20 protein-coding genes are annotated in these 18,223 nt (G+C 63.2%); 16 read left to right on the forward strand and 4 right to left on the reverse strand.

Going from position 1 to position 18,223, the window contains the following annotated elements:
• Positions 1-195 precede the first annotated feature (195 nt).
• From KDB76_RS00945 to KDB76_RS00965, 5 genes are all read left to right on the forward strand, one after another.
• The gene (locus tag KDB76_RS00945; RefSeq protein WP_038408501.1) at positions 196-537 is read left to right on the forward strand and encodes a hypothetical protein; all 342 of its coding nucleotides are present in this window, start codon (positions 196-198) and stop codon (positions 535-537) included.
• A 197-nt stretch (positions 538-734) separates the two neighbouring features.
• Entirely contained in the window at positions 735-1,634 is a 900-nt protein-coding gene (locus tag KDB76_RS00950) for a TauD/TfdA family dioxygenase (protein ID WP_038408503.1), read from the forward strand.
• 18 nt (positions 1,635-1,652) lie between these two features.
• On the forward strand, positions 1,653-2,672 hold the full coding sequence (locus KDB76_RS00955) for an ABC transporter substrate-binding protein (RefSeq protein ID WP_038408505.1): 1,020 nt from the start codon (positions 1,653-1,655) through the stop codon (positions 2,670-2,672).
• Positions 2,673-2,678: 6 nt separating this feature from the next.
• Positions 2,679-3,542: an ABC transporter ATP-binding protein gene (locus tag KDB76_RS00960; RefSeq protein WP_038408507.1), complete on the forward strand. Its 864-nt coding sequence runs from the start codon at positions 2,679-2,681 to the stop codon at positions 3,540-3,542.
• Positions 3,543-3,556: 14 nt separating this feature from the next.
• On the forward strand, positions 3,557-4,420 hold the full coding sequence (locus KDB76_RS00965; protein ID WP_038408508.1) for an ABC transporter permease: 864 nt from the start codon (positions 3,557-3,559) through the stop codon (positions 4,418-4,420).
• Positions 4,421-4,539: 119 nt separating this feature from the next.
• Here the strand turns inward: KDB76_RS00965 and KDB76_RS00970 are convergent, their stop codons facing one another.
• Positions 4,540-5,100, reverse strand: coding sequence for a WYL domain-containing protein (locus tag KDB76_RS00970; RefSeq protein WP_038408509.1), 561 nt, complete (start codon positions 5,098-5,100; stop codon positions 4,540-4,542).
• Between the two features lie 207 nt (positions 5,101-5,307).
• Here KDB76_RS00970 and KDB76_RS00975 point away from each other — a divergent pair, with 207 nt between their 5' ends.
• From KDB76_RS00975 to KDB76_RS01020, 10 genes are all read left to right on the forward strand, one after another.
• Positions 5,308-6,102 carry a tetratricopeptide repeat protein gene (locus tag KDB76_RS00975; RefSeq protein WP_038408511.1) on the forward strand — a complete coding sequence of 265 codons (795 nt, stop codon included), beginning with the start codon at positions 5,308-5,310 and terminating at the stop codon, positions 6,100-6,102.
• 234 nt (positions 6,103-6,336) lie between these two features.
• On the forward strand, positions 6,337-6,789 hold the full coding sequence (locus tag KDB76_RS00980) for a MarR family transcriptional regulator (protein WP_025337266.1): 453 nt from the start codon (positions 6,337-6,339) through the stop codon (positions 6,787-6,789).
• The gene (locus tag KDB76_RS00985; RefSeq protein WP_038408512.1) at positions 6,786-8,873 is read left to right on the forward strand and encodes an FUSC family protein; all 2,088 of its coding nucleotides are present in this window, start codon (positions 6,786-6,788) and stop codon (positions 8,871-8,873) included. The genes KDB76_RS00980 and KDB76_RS00985 overlap by 4 nt, the downstream gene beginning before the upstream one ends.
• Positions 8,870-9,082, forward strand: coding sequence for a DUF1656 domain-containing protein (locus tag KDB76_RS00990; protein WP_003255905.1), 213 nt, complete (start codon positions 8,870-8,872; stop codon positions 9,080-9,082). The genes KDB76_RS00985 and KDB76_RS00990 overlap by 4 nt, the downstream gene beginning before the upstream one ends.
• Positions 9,079-9,954, forward strand: a complete 876-nt coding sequence (locus KDB76_RS00995; RefSeq protein WP_038408514.1) for an HlyD family secretion protein — start codon at positions 9,079-9,081, stop codon at positions 9,952-9,954. The genes KDB76_RS00990 and KDB76_RS00995 overlap by 4 nt, the downstream gene beginning before the upstream one ends.
• Positions 9,951-11,369 (forward strand): TolC family protein, encoded by a 1,419-nt coding sequence (locus tag KDB76_RS01000; RefSeq protein WP_038408515.1) that lies wholly within the window; start codon positions 9,951-9,953, stop codon positions 11,367-11,369. The genes KDB76_RS00995 and KDB76_RS01000 overlap by 4 nt, the downstream gene beginning before the upstream one ends.
• A 479-nt stretch (positions 11,370-11,848) precedes the next feature.
• The gene (locus KDB76_RS01005; RefSeq protein ID WP_038408517.1) at positions 11,849-12,124 is read left to right on the forward strand and encodes a hypothetical protein; all 276 of its coding nucleotides are present in this window, start codon (positions 11,849-11,851) and stop codon (positions 12,122-12,124) included.
• Positions 12,121-12,372: a DUF3077 domain-containing protein gene (locus tag KDB76_RS01010; protein ID WP_038408518.1), complete on the forward strand. Its 252-nt coding sequence runs from the start codon at positions 12,121-12,123 to the stop codon at positions 12,370-12,372. Before KDB76_RS01005 ends, KDB76_RS01010 begins: the two co-directional genes overlap by 4 nt.
• A gap of 129 nt (positions 12,373-12,501) precedes the next feature.
• Positions 12,502-12,786, forward strand: a complete 285-nt coding sequence (locus KDB76_RS01015) for an XRE family transcriptional regulator (protein WP_003260206.1) — start codon at positions 12,502-12,504, stop codon at positions 12,784-12,786.
• 319 nt (positions 12,787-13,105) lie between these two features.
• On the forward strand, positions 13,106-15,049 hold the full coding sequence (locus KDB76_RS01020; protein WP_038408520.1) for an FTR1 family protein: 1,944 nt from the start codon (positions 13,106-13,108) through the stop codon (positions 15,047-15,049).
• 133 nt (positions 15,050-15,182) lie between these two features.
• Here KDB76_RS01020 and KDB76_RS01025 read toward each other — a convergent pair whose 3' ends face one another.
• Both KDB76_RS01025 and KDB76_RS01030 read right to left on the reverse strand, forming a co-directional pair.
• Positions 15,183-15,428: a TIGR02647 family protein gene (locus KDB76_RS01025; protein WP_015268535.1), complete on the reverse strand. Its 246-nt coding sequence runs from the start codon at positions 15,426-15,428 to the stop codon at positions 15,183-15,185.
• A 70-nt stretch (positions 15,429-15,498) separates the two neighbouring features.
• On the reverse strand, positions 15,499-15,801 hold the full coding sequence (locus KDB76_RS01030) for a hypothetical protein (protein ID WP_023661318.1): 303 nt from the start codon (positions 15,799-15,801) through the stop codon (positions 15,499-15,501).
• A 147-nt stretch (positions 15,802-15,948) separates the two neighbouring features.
• Here KDB76_RS01030 and KDB76_RS01035 point away from each other — a divergent pair, with 147 nt between their 5' ends.
• Complete coding sequence (locus KDB76_RS01035; protein ID WP_023661319.1) at positions 15,949-16,611, forward strand: glutathione S-transferase; 663 nt, start codon at positions 15,949-15,951, stop codon at positions 16,609-16,611.
• A gap of 105 nt (positions 16,612-16,716) precedes the next feature.
• Here KDB76_RS01035 and argH read toward each other — a convergent pair whose 3' ends face one another.
• Positions 16,717-18,111 (reverse strand): argininosuccinate lyase, encoded by a 1,395-nt coding sequence (gene argH, locus KDB76_RS01040; protein WP_025337274.1) that lies wholly within the window; start codon positions 18,109-18,111, stop codon positions 16,717-16,719.
• Positions 18,112-18,223: the final 112 nt, after the last annotated feature.

Here is an 18,223-nt window from a genome sequence, read left to right on the forward strand (position 1 = left end):
TTTGCGGCCCAATCATCTAACTATGTCCAGCCCCCGTCTGCTGTGCGGCCTTCTTGCGATAGGAGGCCGCACCAGCACGCTCTTTGCCGATACCCCAAGGACAGCGCATACTCTTGCGCCGGGCCTGCGTGCCCGGCGAACTTTGCCTATGCTGCTGTCTACCACCAAGGAACCAACGTGACGAGGGACACCGCCATGTTCTACGTGCAACGCGATGCCGCCGGCCAGTTGCGGCGGGTAGAAGCGGCCGCTTTCGACGAGTTCACCGAAATGCTTCCCGCCGACCATGCCGATATCCAGGAATGGTTTGCCGAGGACGTCGTGGAAAACAGCCTCAACCAGCTCAAGCAAAGCGACCTGGACATGATCCGCGTGCTCGAGGACCTGATCGATGTGCTGACCGCCAAGGGGGTGTTCAATATCACCGACCTGCCCGCTGGCGCGCAGGCCAAGCTGCTCAATCGCTCCAAGGCGCGCAAGGCGCTCAGCAGCCTGACCAACCTCATCGAAGAAGAAGAACAGGGCGGGTTGATCTGATCACCGGCAAGGAAATCCCGGTGCTATGGTTATTCTCTAAAGGTATTTAAATTATTTCTTTTATGACTTTATAGTCATTTCCACTGCGTACCCATCGACCAATCGATGCGCCGCACGACTTGAACCCACACGGGAAATCCCCGTGCGTTTCTGATCGTTGCGCGCCATTGAAGTCGCGCACTGCGTGGGAGTGAAAAATGTCAGCCGCCTCGAACGCCTTGTCGATCATCGACAGCGCCCAGCCGCAACGCTTTGAAATCCGCCCGTTCTCCGGTGCCGTAGGCGCCGAGATCGTCGGCCTGGACCTGGCCAGACCGGTCAACGCCGAGGATTTCGCCCGTATCCATCGCGCCCACCTCGACCACCACGTGCTGGTGTTCCGCGACCAGCGCATCAGCCCCGACCAGCAGATCGCCTTCAGCCGCCGCTTCGGCCCATTGCAGATCCATGTGCTCAAGCAGTTCCTGCTCGCTGGCCATCCCGAGATCCTGATCGTTTCCAACATCATCGAAAACGGCCAGAACATCGGCCTGGGCGATGCTGGCAAGTTCTGGCACTCGGACCTGTCGTACAAGGAACTGCCCAGCCTTGGCTCCATGCTGCATGCCCAGGAACTGCCCAGTGAAGGCGGCGATACCCTGTTCGCCGACATGCACAAAGCCTGGGACGCCGTACCCGCAGCCTTGCGCAACGTGGTCGAGGGCCGCAGTGCCGCTCACTCCTACACCGCCCGTTACGCCGAGACCAAGTTCGAAGGCAACTGGCGCCCGACCCTGACCGCCGAGCAGCTTGCACAGGTACAGGAAGTCATCCATCCGGTGGTGCGTACCCACCCGGAAAACGGCCGCAAGGCGCTGTTCGTCAGCGAAGGCTTCACCACCCGTATCGTCGGCCTGCCTAGTGACGAAAGCCGCGACGTGCTGCAACAGCTGTATGCCCTGAGCGTGCTGGAACAGAACATCTACCGCCACCAGTGGCAGCCCCACGACCTGGTGTTCTGGGACAACCGCTCGCTTATCCACCTGGCCACCGGCTGCCCCGCACACCTGCGACGCAAGCTCTACCGCACCACCATCCAGGGCGATGCCCCGTTCTGACGACTGAGGAAACCCATCATGCGTAAATCCATCATCCGCCTGGCGGCAAGCATTGGCCTGGGCGCAAGCCTGGTCGTAGGCAGCCTGGCGGCCCCCGCCGCGGCGCAAGCAGAAGGCAAGATCCGTATTGCCGAGCAGTTCGGCATCGTCTACCTGCTGCTGAACGTAGTACGTGACCAGCATCTGATCGAAAAGCATGGCAAGGAGCAGGGCATCGACATCGAAGTTGATTGGGCCCAGCTGTCGGGTGGTTCGGCCATCAACGACGCACTGCTGTCCGGTTCGGTGGACATCGCCGGCGCCGGCGTCGGCCCGCTGTTGACCGTGTGGGACCGCACCAAGGGCCGACAGAACGTCAAGGCCGTGGCCTCGCTGGGCAACTTCCCGTACTACCTGGTCAGCAGCAACCCCAACGTGAAGACCATCGCCGACCTCTCCGACAAAGACCGCATCGCCGTACCGGCGGTAGGCGTTTCGGTGCAGTCGCGCTTCCTGCAGTACGCCGCCGCCCAGCAGTGGGGCGACAAGGAATACAACCGCCTCGACAAATACACCCTGGCCGTGCCGCACCCGGATGCCACCGCCGCGCTGCTGGCCGGCGGCACCGAACTCAACGGGCACTTCTCCAACCCGCCGTTCCAGGACCAGGTGCTGGCCAACAAGAATGTGCACGTGGTGCTCAACAGCTACGACCTGCTCGGCCCCAACTCGCCGACCTTGCTGTTCGCCACCGAGAAATTCCGCAAGGACAACCCCAAAACCTACAAGGCCTTCGTCGATGCACTGGCCGAAGCCGCGGACTTCGCCCAGAAGGACAAGGCGGCCGCCGCCGACACCTACATCCGCGTGACCAAGGCCAAGATCGACCGCGACGTGCTGATCAAGCTGATCGACAACCCGCAGTACGAGTTCACCGTCACGCCCAAGAACACCTACAAGCTGGCCGACTTCCTCTATCGGGTAGGCGCCATCAAGCACAGGCCGGAATCGTGGAAGGACTACTTCTTCCAGGATGAACGCTCGCTGCAGGGGAGCTGACCGATCATGACCGCCCCATTGCCAGGCCACACGGCCAGCAACCTGAGCCGTGTCGCCACGCCGCCTTTGCTCAAGGTGGATAACCTCAGCCTCGAATACCGCACCGCGCAACGCGTGGTGCGGGCCACCCACCAGGTCAGCTTCGAAGTCGACCGTGCCGACCGTTTCGTGCTGCTCGGCCCCTCCGGTTGCGGCAAGTCCACCTTGCTCAAGGCCGTGGCCGGCTTCATCTCGCCCCAGGACGGGCAAATTCTGCTGCAGGGCCAGCCGGTCCGCGGCCCTGGCCCCGACCGCATCGTGGTGTTCCAGGAGTTTGACCAGCTGCCGCCGTGGAAGACGGTGAAGCAGAACGTCATGTTCCCGCTGCTGGTGTCGGGCCAGCTGAAACGCGCCGAAGCCGAGGAGCGGGCACTGCACTACCTGGAGAAAGTCGGCCTGGCCGCTTTCGCCGATGCCTACCCGCACACCCTGTCGGGCGGCATGAAGGCGCGCGTGGCGATTGCCCGTGCCTTGGCCACGCAGCCGAAGATCCTGCTGATGGACGAACCGTTCGCGGCACTTGATGCGCTGACCCGGCGCAAGATGCAGGAAGAATTGCTGCTGCTGTGGGAGGAGGTGCGTTTTACCCTGCTGTTCGTTACCCACTCCATCGAAGAGGCTCTGGTGGTCGGCAACCGCATTCTGCTGCTGTCGCCCCATCCGGGGCGGGTGCGGGCCGAAGTGCACAGCCACCAATACGACCTGGGCAGCCTGGGTGGTAGCGACTTCCAGGCCAGTGCCCGGCGCATCCATCGTTTGCTGTTCGATGAGGCGGATGCGCCTGAACAGCCCGACGATCTTGGTTTCAACGATATCCGTATCGCCTACTGACAGGAGCTTCAGCCATGACCACTACACCTGTACGCCAGGAATACGAGGTGCAGCTGGAGCCTTTGCTCAGTGTGCCTGTGGAGCGCAACCTGCCGTTGGCTCAGCGCCTGTGGCAGCATGGCTGGTTGCGCAAGGCGGTCATCCTGCTGGTGATCGCCGTGCTGTGGGAGGCCATTGCCCGCTACCAGGGCAACGATCTGCTGCTACCGACCTTCCTGCAGACGGCCACGGCGCTGTGGGACGGCCTGGTCAGCGGTGAGTTGCCGGCCAAGGTTGGCGTGTCGTTGGTGATTCTGCTCAAGGGTTACCTACTGGGGATCATCCTGGCCTTCGGCCTCACCAGCTTGGCGGTGTCGACCCAGCTTGGGCGCGATCTGCTGGGCACCCTGACCTCGATGCTCAACCCATTGCCAGCGATTGCCCTGTTGCCCTTGGCCTTGCTGTGGTTCGGGCTGGGCGACAACAGCCTGATCTTCGTGCTCGTGCACTCGGTGCTGTGGGCGCTGGCGCTGAACACCTATGCAGGTTTTCTCGGCGTGTCGGAAACCTTGCGCATGGCGGGACGCAACTACGGCCTGAAGGGGCTGCGGCTGGTGCTGCATATCCTGGTGCCGGCGGCGCTGCCGTCGATCCTGTCGGGGTTGAAGATCGGCTGGGCGTTCGCCTGGCGCACACTCATCGCTGCCGAGCTGGTGTTCGGGGCCAGCAGTGGCAAAGGCGGGCTGGGCTGGTACATCTTCCAGAACCGCAACGAGCTGTACACCGACAAGGTGTTTGCCGGGTTGGCGGTGGTGATCCTGATCGGCTTGCTGGTGGAAGGGCTGGTGTTCAACACGCTGGAGCGGTTGACCGTTCGCCGCTGGGGTATGCAGCGCTAGCGGGTAAACCTGTACCGGCCTCTTCACGGGTAAACCCGCTCCCACAGGATTTCCATCGGCCGTCAGAGGGGTGCAGACCCTTGTAGGAGCGGGTTTACCCGCGAAGAGGCCGGTACAGGCTACAAACTCAGATACTGCGCCGCCGCATTTCTCAGGATCCTGCCAATTTCCTCCCGCAAGCCACCAGGCTGCTCCACCACCACCCCATCGCCATGGCTCAACAGCCACCAGCGCAAAGGCCAGCCGTCACTCACGGTGGCCTGTAACCGATGACCGTGCTCCAATGCCGTCAGCTGCATGTCGCTACTCAACGGCGCAACCCGCAACTGCCGTGCCAGCGTATCGCTGATCCGCGCCACCAACTCCACCCCTTCACCCCGAGCCGGTTGTAGCGCGTCACCGCGCAGGTGAGTCAACAAATCGAAGTTGCCGCGTAAGTCGCCCACTGCGCTCGCCGACCAATGCCAGCCAAACGGGATGCTCTTGTCATTGCGCTCCAGCGGGAATATCAGTGACAGCTCATTGAGATCGCGCTCGACAGTGCGTTTGCTGACAGTGAAGCCCACGTCACGCAGGCGCCAGACCAGCTCGGCGCTGGTGATGCCTGGAGAACGGCTGGGCAGCAGGCGCAGCAGCGCCCACTGCCGGCTGAGGGTGGCGCGAGTGGTGGCGAACGGCAAAAGATAACGTCCTTGTCTAGGCTTGCCGCAATAGGATGGCGGCAGGCGTGGGGCATGGCAATTGGCCACAGCTTGCTCAGATCAAGGAAGTCGCATTTGGTTGCCTGGTGCCGAATCGTTCGCGACAGGTTTTGACGTTACGTCACGCAGAATCACGCCTCATCACAGCCGAAGGTTGGGGTTGTGTGCCGTTCAATGAGGATGAACATGTCTGCTGCCAGCAATATCCATTCGCTGCTTGCCCGCCTTCTGCCCGAGCGGGTCATTGCCCCACCGGCCGCTGTCGGGAGGCGGCAGCGACTGTTTGCCGGGATAGGTTTGCCCAGCCAGCGCTCGCTGCTGGTCAGCCGCCTGGACGAAGCCAGCGACTTGCAGGCGGTATACATCGACCTGCGCCGCCAGGCCTTGCAAGGCAGCGTGGCGGCGCTCAACGACCTTGGCTGGATCTGGCTCAACGGCAAATACTGGCGTGCTGACACCGTGTTGGCCGGCCACCTGTTGCGCATGGCGGCCCTGCAAGGCAATGCCGCGGCGTGGTTCAACCTTGGGCAGCAAAATTACTTTGGCAAAGGTATCGAACCCTCTTACGTGCAGGCGGCGGAGTGCTACCGGCAGGCTTTCGAGCGGGGCATGCTGCATGCCGCTGCTGCCCTGGGTGACCTGTACGAGGAAGAAGTGTGCGATGGCAGCCTGCAGTGGCAGGTAGATCTTGTACAGGCGTACCAGTGGTTCCTGCGCGGGGCCGAGCAGGGCGAGGCACGCTGCCGTTTCGAGGTGGGCTACCGGTTGATGCACGGGCTGTACGTGGAGGCTGATCTCAAGGCCGCACTGTACTGGCTGGAACTGGCGGCAGCTGCGGGGGTGGTGCAGGCGGCCGAAGAGCTGGCGGTACACTTCAGCAGCCGTGACGAGGGCCGCTACCAGGAGTGGCGTGACCGGGCGGTGCAGATGGGCAGTACATTGGCCTTGACCATGAAGCTGGAAGACCAGATACAGCCCTGAATGCTCTGTTGCCTGTCCGGGCCTCTTCGCGGGTAAACCCGCTCCCACGGTACCGCGCATGGCTTGAATCCTATGCAGCACCTGTGGGAGCGGGTTTACCCGCGAAGAGGCCGGCACAGGCAGGCCAGAAGCCCCAGCATGAACAACAATTCATCCATCCCCCCGGTTGACGACAGGGGGAGGCACAGGCGTATATTGATAGTTAGCAAACTATGAATATCCTTGGTTCCTGTCATGTCCCTTGATCTCCTGCGCCTGCAAGTCAGTAGTGGCATGGTGGTTGCCGCGCGCCATTGGCGGCGCATCTGCCATACCGCCCTGACCGGTTACGGCATTTCCGAGGCCTGCGCCGCGCCGTTGCTGATGATCGTGCGCCTGGGTGACGGCGTGCATCAGGTGGCCGTGGCCCAGGCCGCTGGCCTGGAAAGCCCGTCGCTGGTGCGCCTGCTCGACCAACTGTGCAAGGCTGGCCTGGTATGTCGCAGCGAAGACCCGTTGGACCGCCGCGCCAAGGCCCTGAGCCTGACCGCCGAAGGCCGCACCCTGGCCGAGTCTATCGAAGCCGAGCTGGTGCGCCTGCGCCGCGAGGTGCTGCATGGCATCGACCAGGCCGACCTGGAAGCCGCCTTGCGCGTGCTGCGTGCCTTCGAAGCCGCCGGCCTGGGCAACACAGGCGGGGCAGCATGAACGGTTTCTTCAGCTCGGTGCCCCCGGCCCGCGACTGGTTCTATGGCGTGCGTACCTTTGCCGCCTCCATGATCGCCCTGTACATCGCCCTGCTCATGCAGTTGCCGCGCCCCTATTGGGCCATGGCCACGGTGTACATCGTCTCCAGCCCGTTCCTTGGCCCCACCAGCTCCAAGGCCCTGTACCGTGCCGTGGGCACGCTGCTCGGCGCTGGCGGGGCGATTTTCCTGGTACCACCGCTGGTGCAGTCGCCGTTGCTGCTGAGCATCGCCATCGCCCTGTGGACCGGCACCTTGCTGTTTCTTTCGCTGAACCTGCGCACCGCCAACAACTATGTGCTGATGCTGGCCGGCTACACCTTGCCGATGATTGCCCTGGCGGTGGTCGACAACCCGCTTGCTGTGTTCGACGTGGCGTCCTCCCGCGCCCAGGAAATCTGCCTGGGGATCGTGTGTGCGGCGGTGGTCGGGGCGATCTTCTGGCCACGCCGGCTGACGCCGGTTGTAGTCGGTGCCACTGGTAGCTGGTTCACCGAGGCGATCCGCTATAGCGACACCTACCTGGCCCGCCAAGCCAGCGCAGACCAGGTTGGCGGCATGCGCGGGGCGATGGTTGCCACCTTCAACTCGCTGGAGCTGATGATCGGCCAGCTCGGGCATGAAGGCGCCGGTCCGCACACCCTGGAGAATGCCCGCGAGTTGCGCGGGCGCATGATCCACCTGCTGCCCGTGATCGATGCCCTCGACGACGCCCTGGTCGCCCTCGAAGGCCGCGCCCCGGCACAGTTCGCCCAGTTGCAACCGTTGCTCGATGCCGCCCGCGAATGGCTCAAGGGCACCGTCGACAGCGCCTCGGTCGCCCGCTGGACCGCCCTGCACGAACAGATCGAGCGCCTGCAGCCGGGCGCCGCTGCCCTCGACCAGCGCGCCGAATTGCTACTGTCCAACGCTCTGTACCGCCTGACCGAATGGGCCGACCTGTGGCAGGACTGCTGCAGCCTGCAGCATGCCCTGCGCAGCGACGATTCCAAACACTGGCGCGCGGTGTACCGCCACTGGCGCCTGGGCCGCCTGACGGCGTTCTTCGACCGTGGCCTGATGCTGTATTCGGTGGCCTCAACCGTACTGGCGATCGTTGTCGCCTGCGGCCTGTGGATTGGCCTGGGCTGGAACGACGGCGCCAGCGCAGTGATCCTCGCCGCCGTGTCGTGCAGCTTCTTCGCCGCCATGGACGACCCGGCGCCGCAGATCTACAGGTTCTTCTTCTGGACGCTGATGTCGGTCATCTTCTCCAGCCTTTACCTGTTCCTGGTACTGCCCAACCTGCACGATTTCCCGATGCTGGTGCTGGCCTTTGCCGTGCCGTTCATCTGCGTTGGCACCCTGACCGTGCAGCCGCGTTTCTACCTGGGTACCTTGCTGACCATCGTCAACACCTCGACCTTCATCAGCATCCAGGGCGCCTACGATGCTGACTTCTTCACTTTCCTCAATTCCAACCTCGCCGGCCCCGTGGGGCTGCTGTTCGCCTTCATCTGGACCTTGGTGATGCGCCCGTTCGGCGTGGAGCTGGCGGCAAAGCGCATGACCCGCTTCGCCTGGCGCGACATCGTTGAAATGACCGAGCCGGCCACCCTGGCCGAGCACCGCCAGGTCGGTGTGCAGATGCTCGACCGCCTGATGCAGCACCTGCCGCGCTTGTCGCAAACCGGGCAGGACAGCGGCGTGGCACTGCGCGACCTGCGGGTGGGGTTGAACCTGCTCGACCTGCTGGCCTACATGCCGCGTGCCGGGCAGCAGGCTCGTGAGCGGCTGAACACGGTAGTCGAGGAAGTCGGCGCGCACTACGCTGCCTGCCTGCGCGCCGGCGAGCGCCTGCACGCCCCGGCCGCGCTGCTGCGCAACATGGAGCGCGCGCGCCTGGCGCTGAACCTGGATGAGCTGTACGAGCGCGGCGATGCCCGCACCCACCTGCTGCACGCACTGAGCGGCCTGCGCCTGGCACTGCTGCCGGGCGTGGAGGTGATGCTCGAGCCAGCCGAACAACCGCAACTGCCCCCCGGCCTCGACGGAGCACCCCTGTGATTGGTGAACTGGATATCAGCGGGGTATTCCTGCCCACGCTGCTGGTGATGATGTTTGGCACCTACCTGCTGTTCCTCGGGGTGCACGCGGTGCTGGTGCGCCTGCATTTCTACCGCCTGGTCTGGCACCGGGCGTTGTTCAACGTTGCCCTGTATGCCGTGCTGCTTGGTGCGGTGGACCACTTTTGCCGAAACCTGATGCTGCCATGAAAAAACCTTTGCTGACCTTGGGCCGCGTGGTCCTGACCTTGCTGGTAGTGACCTTCGCCGCCGTGCTCGTGTGGCAGATGGTGGTGTACTACATGTTCGCCCCCTGGACCCGCGACGGTCACATCCGCGCCGACGTGATCCAGATTGCTCCGGACGTATCCGGGCTGATCCAGAAGGTCGAGGTGCGTGATAACCAGACCGTCAAGCGCGGCGATGTGCTGTTCACCATCGATCAGGACCGCTTCACCCTGGCCCTGCGCCACGCCAAGGCGACCCTGGGTGAACGCCAGGAAACCCTGGCCCAGGCCACCCGCGAAGCGCAGCGCAACCGCAAGCTTGGCAATCTGGTGGCCGCCGAACAGGTGGAAGAAAGCCAGTCCCGCGAGGCCCGTGCCCGTTCGGCCGTCAGCGAAGCACAGGTGGCCGTCGATACCGCCCAGCTCAACCTCGACCGCTCGGTGGTGCGCAGCCCGGTGGACGGTTACCTGAACGACCGAGCACCGCGTAATCACGAATTCGTCACCGCCGGCCGCCCGGTGCTGTCGGTGGTCGACAGCGCCTCGTACCACGTCGATGGCTACTTCGAGGAAACCAAGCTTGGCGGTATCCACATCGGCGATGCTGTGGACATTCGCGTCATGGGCGACAACACCCGCCTGCGTGGCCATGTGCAAAGCTTTGCCGCCGGCATCGAAGACCGCGACCGCAGCAGTGGTGCCAACCTGTTGCCCAACGTCAACCCGGCATTCAGCTGGGTGCGCCTGGCCCAGCGTATTCCGGTGCGCATCGCCTTTGATGAAGTGCCGCAAGACTTCCGCATGATTGCCGGGCGAACCGCCACGGTGTCGATCATCGAGGGCCAGCGCCCATGAAACAGCTGATCCTGGCGGGGCTGTGCCTGTCGTTGGGGGCCTGCATGATGGTCGGCCCCGACTATGAGGTGCCGAAGGACGCGGCGGTGCAACGCAGCGAGCTCAACGGCCCGCTGCGCCAGGATGCCGACAGCGTGGTATCGGCACCGGTGCCTGAGGACTGGTGGCAGCTGTATCAGGATCAACGGCTGAACGAGCTGGTGCGCCAGGCCCTGAGTGCCAACACCGACCTGCGCGTGGCTGCCGCCAACATTGCCAAGGCGCGCGCCCAGGTCGAAGTGGCTGAGTCGCAAGGTGGCTTCAACGGCGGCGTCAAACTTGGCGCCCAGCGCCTGCAGGAATCGGGCGAGGCCTTCCTGCTGCCAGAGAAAGTGCCGGTGGCCAACATCGGCGAGGCCATCATCAGTGCCTCGTACCAGTTCGACCTGTGGGGTACTTTCAAGCGTGGCACCGAGGCGGCCAAGGCCAATGCCGACGCAGTGCAGGCCGCCGCCGATACCGCCCGCATCACCCTGGTGGCGGATGTGGTCAAGGCCTACACCCAGGTGTGCTCGGCCAACGAGGAATACCACATTGCCCGCGAGTCGCTCGACCTGCAGGAGCAGAGCGTGAAGCTCAACCAGCGCCTGCGTGATGCCGGGCGTGGCGACGAAACCCAGGTCACCCGCTCGCAGACCCAGTTCAAATCCTTGCGCGCCGAACTGCCACGCTTCAAGGCGGAGCGCGAGACCGGTATGTACACACTGGCTGCCTTGTTGGCAAAACCGGTTGATCAGCTGCCTGCCGGCACTGCCGATTGTGCCGAGCTGCCGCACCTGAACCAGCTGGTGCCGGTGGGCGATGGCGCGGCGTTGCTCAAGCGCCGTCCAGACGTGCGCCAGGCCGAACGGCAGCTGGCCGCTGCCACTGCCTACATCGGCGTGGCCATCGGCGCCCTGTACCCCGACATCAGCATCGGCGCCCAGGTTGGCACCATTGGTATCCTCGAAAACCTTGGCGAGCCGGCGACCAACCGCTGGGGCTTTGGCCCGCAGATCAGCTGGACCATTCCCACCAACGGCACCCGTGCCCGCATTCGCATGGCCGAAGCCTCGACCCAGGCAGCCCTGGCGAATTTTGATGGGGTGGTGCTGAACGCCATTCGCGAGGCCCAGACCCGCCTGGCGCAGTACAGCGCCCTGCTGGACCGGCGTGACGCGCTGGCCGAGGCGGAGAAGTCGGCCAAGGAAGCGGCGGACCAGACGCACCGGTATTACCAGGCGGGGCGTGAATCGTTCCTGGCCGACCTGCAGGCGACGCGCACCTACACCGACATGCGCGCGCAGTTGGCAGCGGCCAATAGTCAGGTGGCTCAGGGGCAGATTGGTGTGTTCCTGGCGTTGGGTGGGGGGTGGAAGGACACCGCCAAGCCTTGAGGCCCAATCGCCGGCAAGCCAGCTCCCACAGGTACTCCACCGCTTTTGAGGCCTGTGGTGCACCTGTGGTAGCCGGCTTGTGCATGCCTCGAAGTTGGTGCATACCCTGTGGGAGCTGGCTTGTTGGCGATCGAGGGCAAAGCCCTCGCCTAGGCTCTAGAGCTGTAAGACATTTCCGAACCAGAAACCAAATGCTTCAGTTCGGACGCCCTGTCGAATTATCCTACAGCACCTGTCGGAAGGTGCTGTCTTGGCTGGAAAGTGTTCCCGGAATACTGTCGCGGGGTCGCCTCGCAAGGCGATCGGGATTGAGACCCCCGGACTCACAGAACGCACCGCTTAATGGTGGTCGTGCGCGGGCAGGCTTTCGCCTGGTCGGGTTTTCCTGTGAGCCGGGGTCTCACCCCTCGCACGACTGCCACCCAATTCCGTGAGACGAAGAGGATTGCAGTTCATAGTTATTCACAGGGAATGCAATTATGAACAAGCTCGTCCCCGATCCACCAGTTACCAATCTGCTTCTGCTCGACCCTCCCGCACTCTCACTAATCGATCCACTCAGCCCCAAAGACTGCGAAGAGCTGATCAGCGCCATCACCCTGACCATCGACCACACCACCACAGTCCTGCTCGACAACCCTCCCGGCGACATGCGCAATGCCATGGGCATGAATATTCGATTGCTCTGCCGCCTGATCAATGCCGTGTGCGACCGCACCCATGCAACCCGCCACGATCAAGGAGCGACCCGATGAGCAATGACCCCAGAGACTCTGCAACCGCAGGAGTGGAAACCTTCGACTTGTTCCGCCTGCAGCCCAATGTGCCGTTCAACCATGCCTTTTCTCAGTTATCGGTGTTGCTCGGCTGTATCCGCCACCTGACCACCGAAGCGGAAATGGAAAATGACCGTATTGCTGGTAGTGCTGCGCGGATACTCAGTGAGATGGCCAAGGCGCTGATTGATGATATGGAGCGAGGAATGAGCAAGGTTCTTCAATAGCCTTCAAGCGCTTGGGGCCGCTATGCGGCCTCATCTTTTAGCCTGAATGGTCTTCCACATCTGAAATCAAATATTTCCGCTGGGTGGCGAAAGCCCGATTCAGGTCGCTGGACTGAGAGGTGATCAACCATGGCGAATGAACGCTCGGCATCTGTATGGGACGCGCTGGCTGATACGCCAGAGGAGGCAGACAACCTTCGGCTGCGCTCGCAGCTGATGCGGATTTTGGTCAAGACGGTGCGTGCCTGGGATCTACCTCAGAAGGATGCGGCGCGTCGGCTACATGTCACTCAACCGCGCTTGAGTGAGCTGTTGAATGGGAAGATTGACAAGTTTTCCCTGGATGCCTTGGTAAATCTGCTGGCCAATGCCGATCTGGAAGTGGATTTCACGGTGAAGGAAAAGCTCGCCTGAATCGGTGGTTGGACCATGAGGGCCAGGCCTTGCCGTTTTCAACCCGCACCGAACTGAGGCGTCGTAAGATATTTCCGAGCCTGAAACCAAATGCTTGAAAATAAATTTCTAAAGACAGTTGCTCCCACCTCGACCGCATCTCCCTCAAGCCATGCGCAATACCTGTGGGAGTCTGGCTTGCCAGCGATGAGGCCATAACAGGCAACACAAGACAGAATCTCCACAGGTTCAGCACATCCCCACTCTTCATCTGATTTGTACCAAGATTTTTCATGAAATCCGCCCAGCACCCTTGAGTGAAGCAAAGTGGAAGTGAACAATGTTCTCTTTCGCATTCCCTTCGAGACTGGCCATGAAAACCCGTTCCCGTCTGCTTGCCTGGCTGCCGGTTATTTTGCTCGGCCCGGTGCTGGCGCTGTGCAGCACCCTGGCGCTGGCCGAAGCCCCCGCCGAGGCCACCAAGGCCCTGCACCTGCTGGACTACATTGGCGCCGACTACCCGCCCACCGTGCAAGACGGCAAGGTGATCGACGATGGTGAATACCGCGAGCAGCAGGAGTTCAGCGCGGTATTGGCCGACTTGGTCAAAGGCCTGCCTGCGCATGCTGAACAAGCAGCCCTGGAGCAGGGCGTCCAGGCGCTGCGCCAGGCCATCGACCAGCGCCAGGACGGCCCGGCTGTTGCCAGGCAGGCCCGCCAGCTGGGTGCGCGCCTGGCGGTGGCCTACGAGGTCAGCCAGGCTCCGGTAATTACTCCGGACCCGGCCCGCGGCGCTTCGCTGTATGCGCAAAACTGCTCGATCTGCCACGGCGAAACTGGCGCCGGCGACGGCCCGGCCGGCGTGGGCCTGGAGCCTGCACCCGCCAACCTGCGCGATGTTTCGCGGCTCGACCAGTTGAGCCTGTTCGACCTCTACAACACCCTGGCCCTGGGCATCGATGGCACCGAGATGCCTTCGTTTGCCGACCAGCTGGACGACCGCCAGCGTTGGGATGTGGCTGCCTACATCGCCAGCTTCACCGCCAAGCCAGAAGCCGGCAAAGGCGACAAGGCCTGGAACATCGCCGACCTGGCCCGCCAGACCCCGGCCGAAGTCGCCGCCAGCGAAGGTGCCACGGCCGTGGAGGCGTTCCGCGCCCAGCGCGCGCAGCCGCCGCAGGTCAAACGTGGCCCGGCGCAATTGCTCGAATACACCGCCAGCACTCTGGACAAGAGCCTGGCGGCCTACCGCGCAGGTGATCACGACCAGGCCTATGACTTGTCAGTGGCTGCCTATCTGGAAGGCTTCGAGCTGGTGGAAAGCTCGCTGGACAACATCGACACCCGGGCGCGCAAGGACACCGAAAAATCGCTGATGGCCTACCGTCAGTCGCTGCAGGACGGCTTGCCCGTGGCCCAGGCCGAGCAACGCCTGAGTGAAGCCAAGGCCAAGCTCGAGCAGGCTTCCAAACTGCTGGGCAGCGATGGCCTGAGCTGGTCGCTGAGCTTTGTATCCGGCTTGCTGATCCTGCTGCGCGAAGGCCTGGAGGCGATTCTGGTGCTGGCGGCGATCCTGGCTTTCCTGCGCAATACCGGCCAGCAGTCGGCGGTGCGCAGCGTCAACATCGGCTGGGGCCTGGCGCTGGTGGCCGGTTTCGCAACCTGGGCGCTGGCAGCCTACGTGATCGACGTTGGTGGCGCCCAGCGCGAGCTGCTGGAAGGCTGCACGGCGCTTTTCGCCGCGGTGATGGTGCTGTGGCTTGGCGTGTGGATGCACGACCGCCGCCATGCTGCCGCCTGGCAGGATTACATCAAGAGCAGCCTGGTCAGTGGTGGCGGACGTTTCGGTTTTGCCGTGCTGGCGTTCTTCTCGGTTTACCGCGAACTGTTCGAAGTGATCCTGTTCTACGAAACCCTGTGGCTGCAGGCCGGCCCAGCCGGGCACGAGGCGGTGCTGGCGGGTGGCGCCACGGCGCTGGTGCTGCTGGTGGGGTTGGCCTGGGTGATCCTGCGTGGCTCGGCCAAGCTGCCGCTGTCGCTGTTCTTCAGCATCAACGCCGCGCTGCTATGTGCCTTGTCGGTGGTGTTCGCCGGGCATGGCGTGAAGGCGCTGCAAGAGGCCGGGGTACTTGGCACGCGGCCGGTGGCGTTCTTCGAGTTCGACTGGCTGGGGGTTCACGCTGACGCCTACTCGCTTTCGGCGCAGGCGCTGGCCTTGCTGGCCATCGTGTTCCTGTACGGGCGCTCGCGCCTGGCGGAAAGGCGCAGGGCAGTGGCCAACTGATTAGGGCCGCGCTGCGGCCCATCGCCGGCAAACCAGCTCCCACTCCGACCGCATCGGCTTCAAGCCATTTGCTGTACCTGTGGGAGCCGGCTTGCCGGCGATGGGCTGCAAGGCAGCCCTTGGCATTATCAGTTCAGGCCGGCTGTGGCGCCTTGAGAATGTTCTGCAGCAACTGGACACTTTCGACAGCGTCATGACCCAGGCTGGTCAGGTAGCCGCCATCAGGTTGATCGGTCAGCCCTTTTTCATGCAGGCGTTGCGCGGCGGCTACCAGGGCAGGGGAAGCGTTCTTGTGAATCTTGATGCCTTCCTGGCTGCTGTCGTGCTTGAACAGCGAAAGTACTTCCAGTTCAGCGATCAGATCGGGGGTAAAAGGCATGGCGACTCCTGACTTCCAGACAAGGATGACGGCACCGTTCTACGGTGCCTGATCTTCGAGTGTAGCCGGGTTATTCGTCCTCGCCTTGATCCATCTCAGGTGGCAGCTCGGGCAGCGCACGCAGGGCGCTCTCGTACCACTCGCGGTCGAACTCGCGGTCTTCCACCAGCATGTTGTCAATTTCGAAGGCCAGTACATGGGCCATCAGGTTGAGAATGTCTTCGCGCTCGTAACCGACCAGGGTCAGTTTGTTGAACGTGGCTTTCGCCGCCGCCGGGTCGCCGCTTTCGATCTGGTTCTCGATGGCCTGGGTCAGCGTTGCCTCGGCGAAGGCTTCGTCGTCGTCATTGTCGATTTCGGTGGGCTCGCTCATGGCGGTACTCCTGTGATGGGATGCACAGTGTGCCACGCCCGTGGCGGCAATGCCCGGGCATTGACAGGGTGCATGACGCTGGTCAGGGGCGGTCGTACGGTCTATAAAAGCCGGGCCAACCCCTTACGGCCTGGAGGCTGTTACCTCATGCTCAAGCTTCATGGATTCTCGGTCAGCAACTACTACAACATGGTCAAGCTGGCCCTGCTGGAAAAAGGCCTGCCCTTCGAAGAAGTCATCTTCTATGGCGGCCAGGCGCCACAGGCGCTGCAAGTGAGCCCGCGAGGCAAGGTGCCGGTGCTGGAGACCGAACACGGCTTCCTCAGCGAAACCAGTGTGATTCTCGACTATATCGAGCAGACCCAGGGCGGCAAGGCGCTGCTGCCTGCCGACCCGTTCGGGCAGGCCAAGGTGCGTGAGCTGCTCAAGGAAATCGAGCTCTACATCGAGCTGCCGGCGCGTACCTGCTATGCCGAGTCTTTCTTTGGTATGCAGGTCGAGCCGCTGATAAAGGAAAAAGCCCGTGCCGACCTGCTGGCCGGTTTTGCCACGCTCAAGCGTAACGGCCGCTTCGCACCCTATGTGGCGGGTGAGCAACTGACCCTGGCAGACCTGATGTTCTGCTTCTCGGTCGACCTGGCCTACGCGGTGGGCAAGAAGGTGCTGAACATCGACTTCCTGGCGGACTTCCCGCAGGCCAAGGCGTTGCTGCAGCTGATGGGTGACAACCCGCACATGGCGCGGATCGTGGCGGACAAGGAGGCGGCGATGCCGGCCTTCATGGAGATGATTCGCAGCGGTAAACGCTGAGAATAGTGTTGGGGCATTCGCGGGCACGCCCGCTCCCACAGGGAAACGCTGTACCTGTGGGAGCGGGCGTGCCCGCGAACGAGGGCGAAGCCCTCGCAATGGGCCTTAACGCGAAGCCAGCAGCGCCTTGCCGCGGGCGACGGCCGCACGCACCTGCGCCGGTGCGGTACCACCAATGTGGTTACGGGCATTCACCGAGCCTTCCAGGGTCAACACGGCAAACACGTCCTGCTCGATCTGGTCGCTAAACTGGCGCAGTTCGTCCAGGCTCATTTCGGCCAGGTCCTTGCCGGTGTCCACGCCATACTTCACCGCGTGACCCACGATCTCATGGCAGTCACGGAACGGCAGGCCACGGCGTACCAGGTAGTCGGCCAGGTCGGTGGCAGTGGAGAAACCGCGCAGGGCCGCTTCACGCATGATGGCGTGCTTGGGCTTGATTGCCGGGATCATGTCGGCAAAGGCACGCAGCGAGTCGCGCAGGGTGTCGGCAGCGTCGAACAGCGGTTCCTTGTCTTCCTGGTTGTCCTTGTTGTAGGCCAGCGGCTGGCCTTTCATCAGGGTCAGCAGGCCGGTCAGGGCGCCAAACACACGGCCGCTCTTGCCACGTACCAGTTCCGGCACGTCCGGGTTCTTTTTCTGCGGCATGATCGAGCTGCCGGTGCAGAAGCGGTCTGGCAGGTCGATGAACTGGAACTGCGCGCTGGTCCACAGCACCAGCTCTTCGGAGAAGCGCGACAGGTGCATCATCGCCACACTGGCGGCGGCGCAGAATTCGATGGCGAAGTCGCGGTCCGACACGCCGTCCAGCGAGTTGCCGGCCACGGCTTCGAAGCCCAGCAGCTTGCAGGTGAGCTCGCGATCGATCGGGTAGGTCGTGCCTGCCAGCGCGGCGCTGCCCAGGGGCATGCGGTTAGCACGCTTGCGGCAGTCGACCAGGCGCTCGTAGTCGCGGCTGAGCATTTCGAACCAGGCCAGCAGGTGATGGCCGAAGGTGACCGGCTGTGCCGTCTGCAGGTGGGTGAAGCCGGGCATGATGGTTTCGGCTTCACGCTCGGCCTGCTCCAGCAGGCCCTGCTGCAGGCGAGTAATCTCGGCCAGGATCAGGTCGATTTCGTCGCGCAGCCACAGGCGAATGTCGGTGGCCACCTGGTCGTTGCGGCTACGGCCGGTGTGCAGCTTCTTGCCGGTGATGCCGATACGGTCGGTCAGGCGTGCCTCGATGTTCATGTGCACGTCTTCGAGATCGACGCGCCAGTCGAAGGTGCCGGCTTCGATCTCGCCCTGGATGGTCTTCAGGCCATCGATGATGGTGTCGCGCTCGGCATCGCTGAGCACGCCGACCTGCGCCAGCATGGTGGCATGGGCGATCGAACCCATGATGTCGTGGCGGTACAGGCGCTTGTCGAAATCGACCGAGGCGGTGAAACGGGCGACGAAGGCGTCGACGGGTTCACTGAAGCGGCCGCCCCAGGACTGATTGGTCTTGTCGGTGCTCATGGATTCACTCATTGCAGGCGTGAACGAAAAAGTGGCGCCGATGATAGCAGGGTTTGGGCCGGCCGCCGCAGGGCGCTGGTCGACAGAAATGCGCGGAAAACGATAGAGAAGG

The sequence above is a fragment of the Pseudomonas sp. JS425 genome (assembly GCF_018223845.1).
Classification (GTDB): Bacteria; Pseudomonadota; Gammaproteobacteria; order Pseudomonadales; family Pseudomonadaceae; genus Aquipseudomonas; species Aquipseudomonas asiatica.

Excerpts from the sequence above, each read along its gene's own strand:
- KDB76_RS01025 (WP_015268535.1), bottom strand. The coding sequence starts at position 15,428 with ATGCCTTTTACCCCCGATCTGATCGCTGAACTGGAAGTACTTTCGCTG.
- KDB76_RS01000 (WP_038408515.1), top strand. The coding sequence starts at position 9,951 with ATGAAACAGCTGATCCTGGCGGGGCTGTGCCTGTCGTTGGGGGCCTGC.
- KDB76_RS00985 (WP_038408512.1), top strand. The coding sequence starts at position 6,786 with ATGAACGGTTTCTTCAGCTCGGTGCCCCCGGCCCGCGACTGGTTCTAT.
- KDB76_RS01020 (WP_038408520.1), top strand. The coding sequence starts at position 13,106 with ATGTTCTCTTTCGCATTCCCTTCGAGACTGGCCATGAAAACCCGTTCC.
- KDB76_RS01035 (WP_023661319.1), top strand. The coding sequence starts at position 15,949 with ATGCTCAAGCTTCATGGATTCTCGGTCAGCAACTACTACAACATGGTC.
- KDB76_RS00960 (WP_038408507.1), top strand. The coding sequence starts at position 2,679 with ATGACCGCCCCATTGCCAGGCCACACGGCCAGCAACCTGAGCCGTGTC.
- KDB76_RS00995 (WP_038408514.1), top strand. The coding sequence starts at position 9,079 with ATGAAAAAACCTTTGCTGACCTTGGGCCGCGTGGTCCTGACCTTGCTG.
- KDB76_RS01010 (WP_038408518.1), top strand. The coding sequence starts at position 12,121 with ATGAGCAATGACCCCAGAGACTCTGCAACCGCAGGAGTGGAAACCTTC.
- KDB76_RS01005 (WP_038408517.1), top strand. The coding sequence starts at position 11,849 with ATGAACAAGCTCGTCCCCGATCCACCAGTTACCAATCTGCTTCTGCTC.
- KDB76_RS01030 (WP_023661318.1), bottom strand. The coding sequence starts at position 15,801 with ATGAGCGAGCCCACCGAAATCGACAATGACGACGACGAAGCCTTCGCC.
- KDB76_RS00955 (WP_038408505.1), top strand. The coding sequence starts at position 1,653 with ATGCGTAAATCCATCATCCGCCTGGCGGCAAGCATTGGCCTGGGCGCA.
- KDB76_RS00950 (WP_038408503.1), top strand. The coding sequence starts at position 735 with ATGTCAGCCGCCTCGAACGCCTTGTCGATCATCGACAGCGCCCAGCCG.
- argH (WP_025337274.1), bottom strand. The coding sequence starts at position 18,111 with ATGAGCACCGACAAGACCAATCAGTCCTGGGGCGGCCGCTTCAGTGAA.
- KDB76_RS00975 (WP_038408511.1), top strand. The coding sequence starts at position 5,308 with ATGTCTGCTGCCAGCAATATCCATTCGCTGCTTGCCCGCCTTCTGCCC.
- KDB76_RS01015 (WP_003260206.1), top strand. The coding sequence starts at position 12,502 with ATGGCGAATGAACGCTCGGCATCTGTATGGGACGCGCTGGCTGATACG.
- KDB76_RS00980 (WP_025337266.1), top strand. The coding sequence starts at position 6,337 with ATGTCCCTTGATCTCCTGCGCCTGCAAGTCAGTAGTGGCATGGTGGTT.
- KDB76_RS00965 (WP_038408508.1), top strand. The coding sequence starts at position 3,557 with ATGACCACTACACCTGTACGCCAGGAATACGAGGTGCAGCTGGAGCCT.
- KDB76_RS00945 (WP_038408501.1), top strand. The coding sequence starts at position 196 with ATGTTCTACGTGCAACGCGATGCCGCCGGCCAGTTGCGGCGGGTAGAA.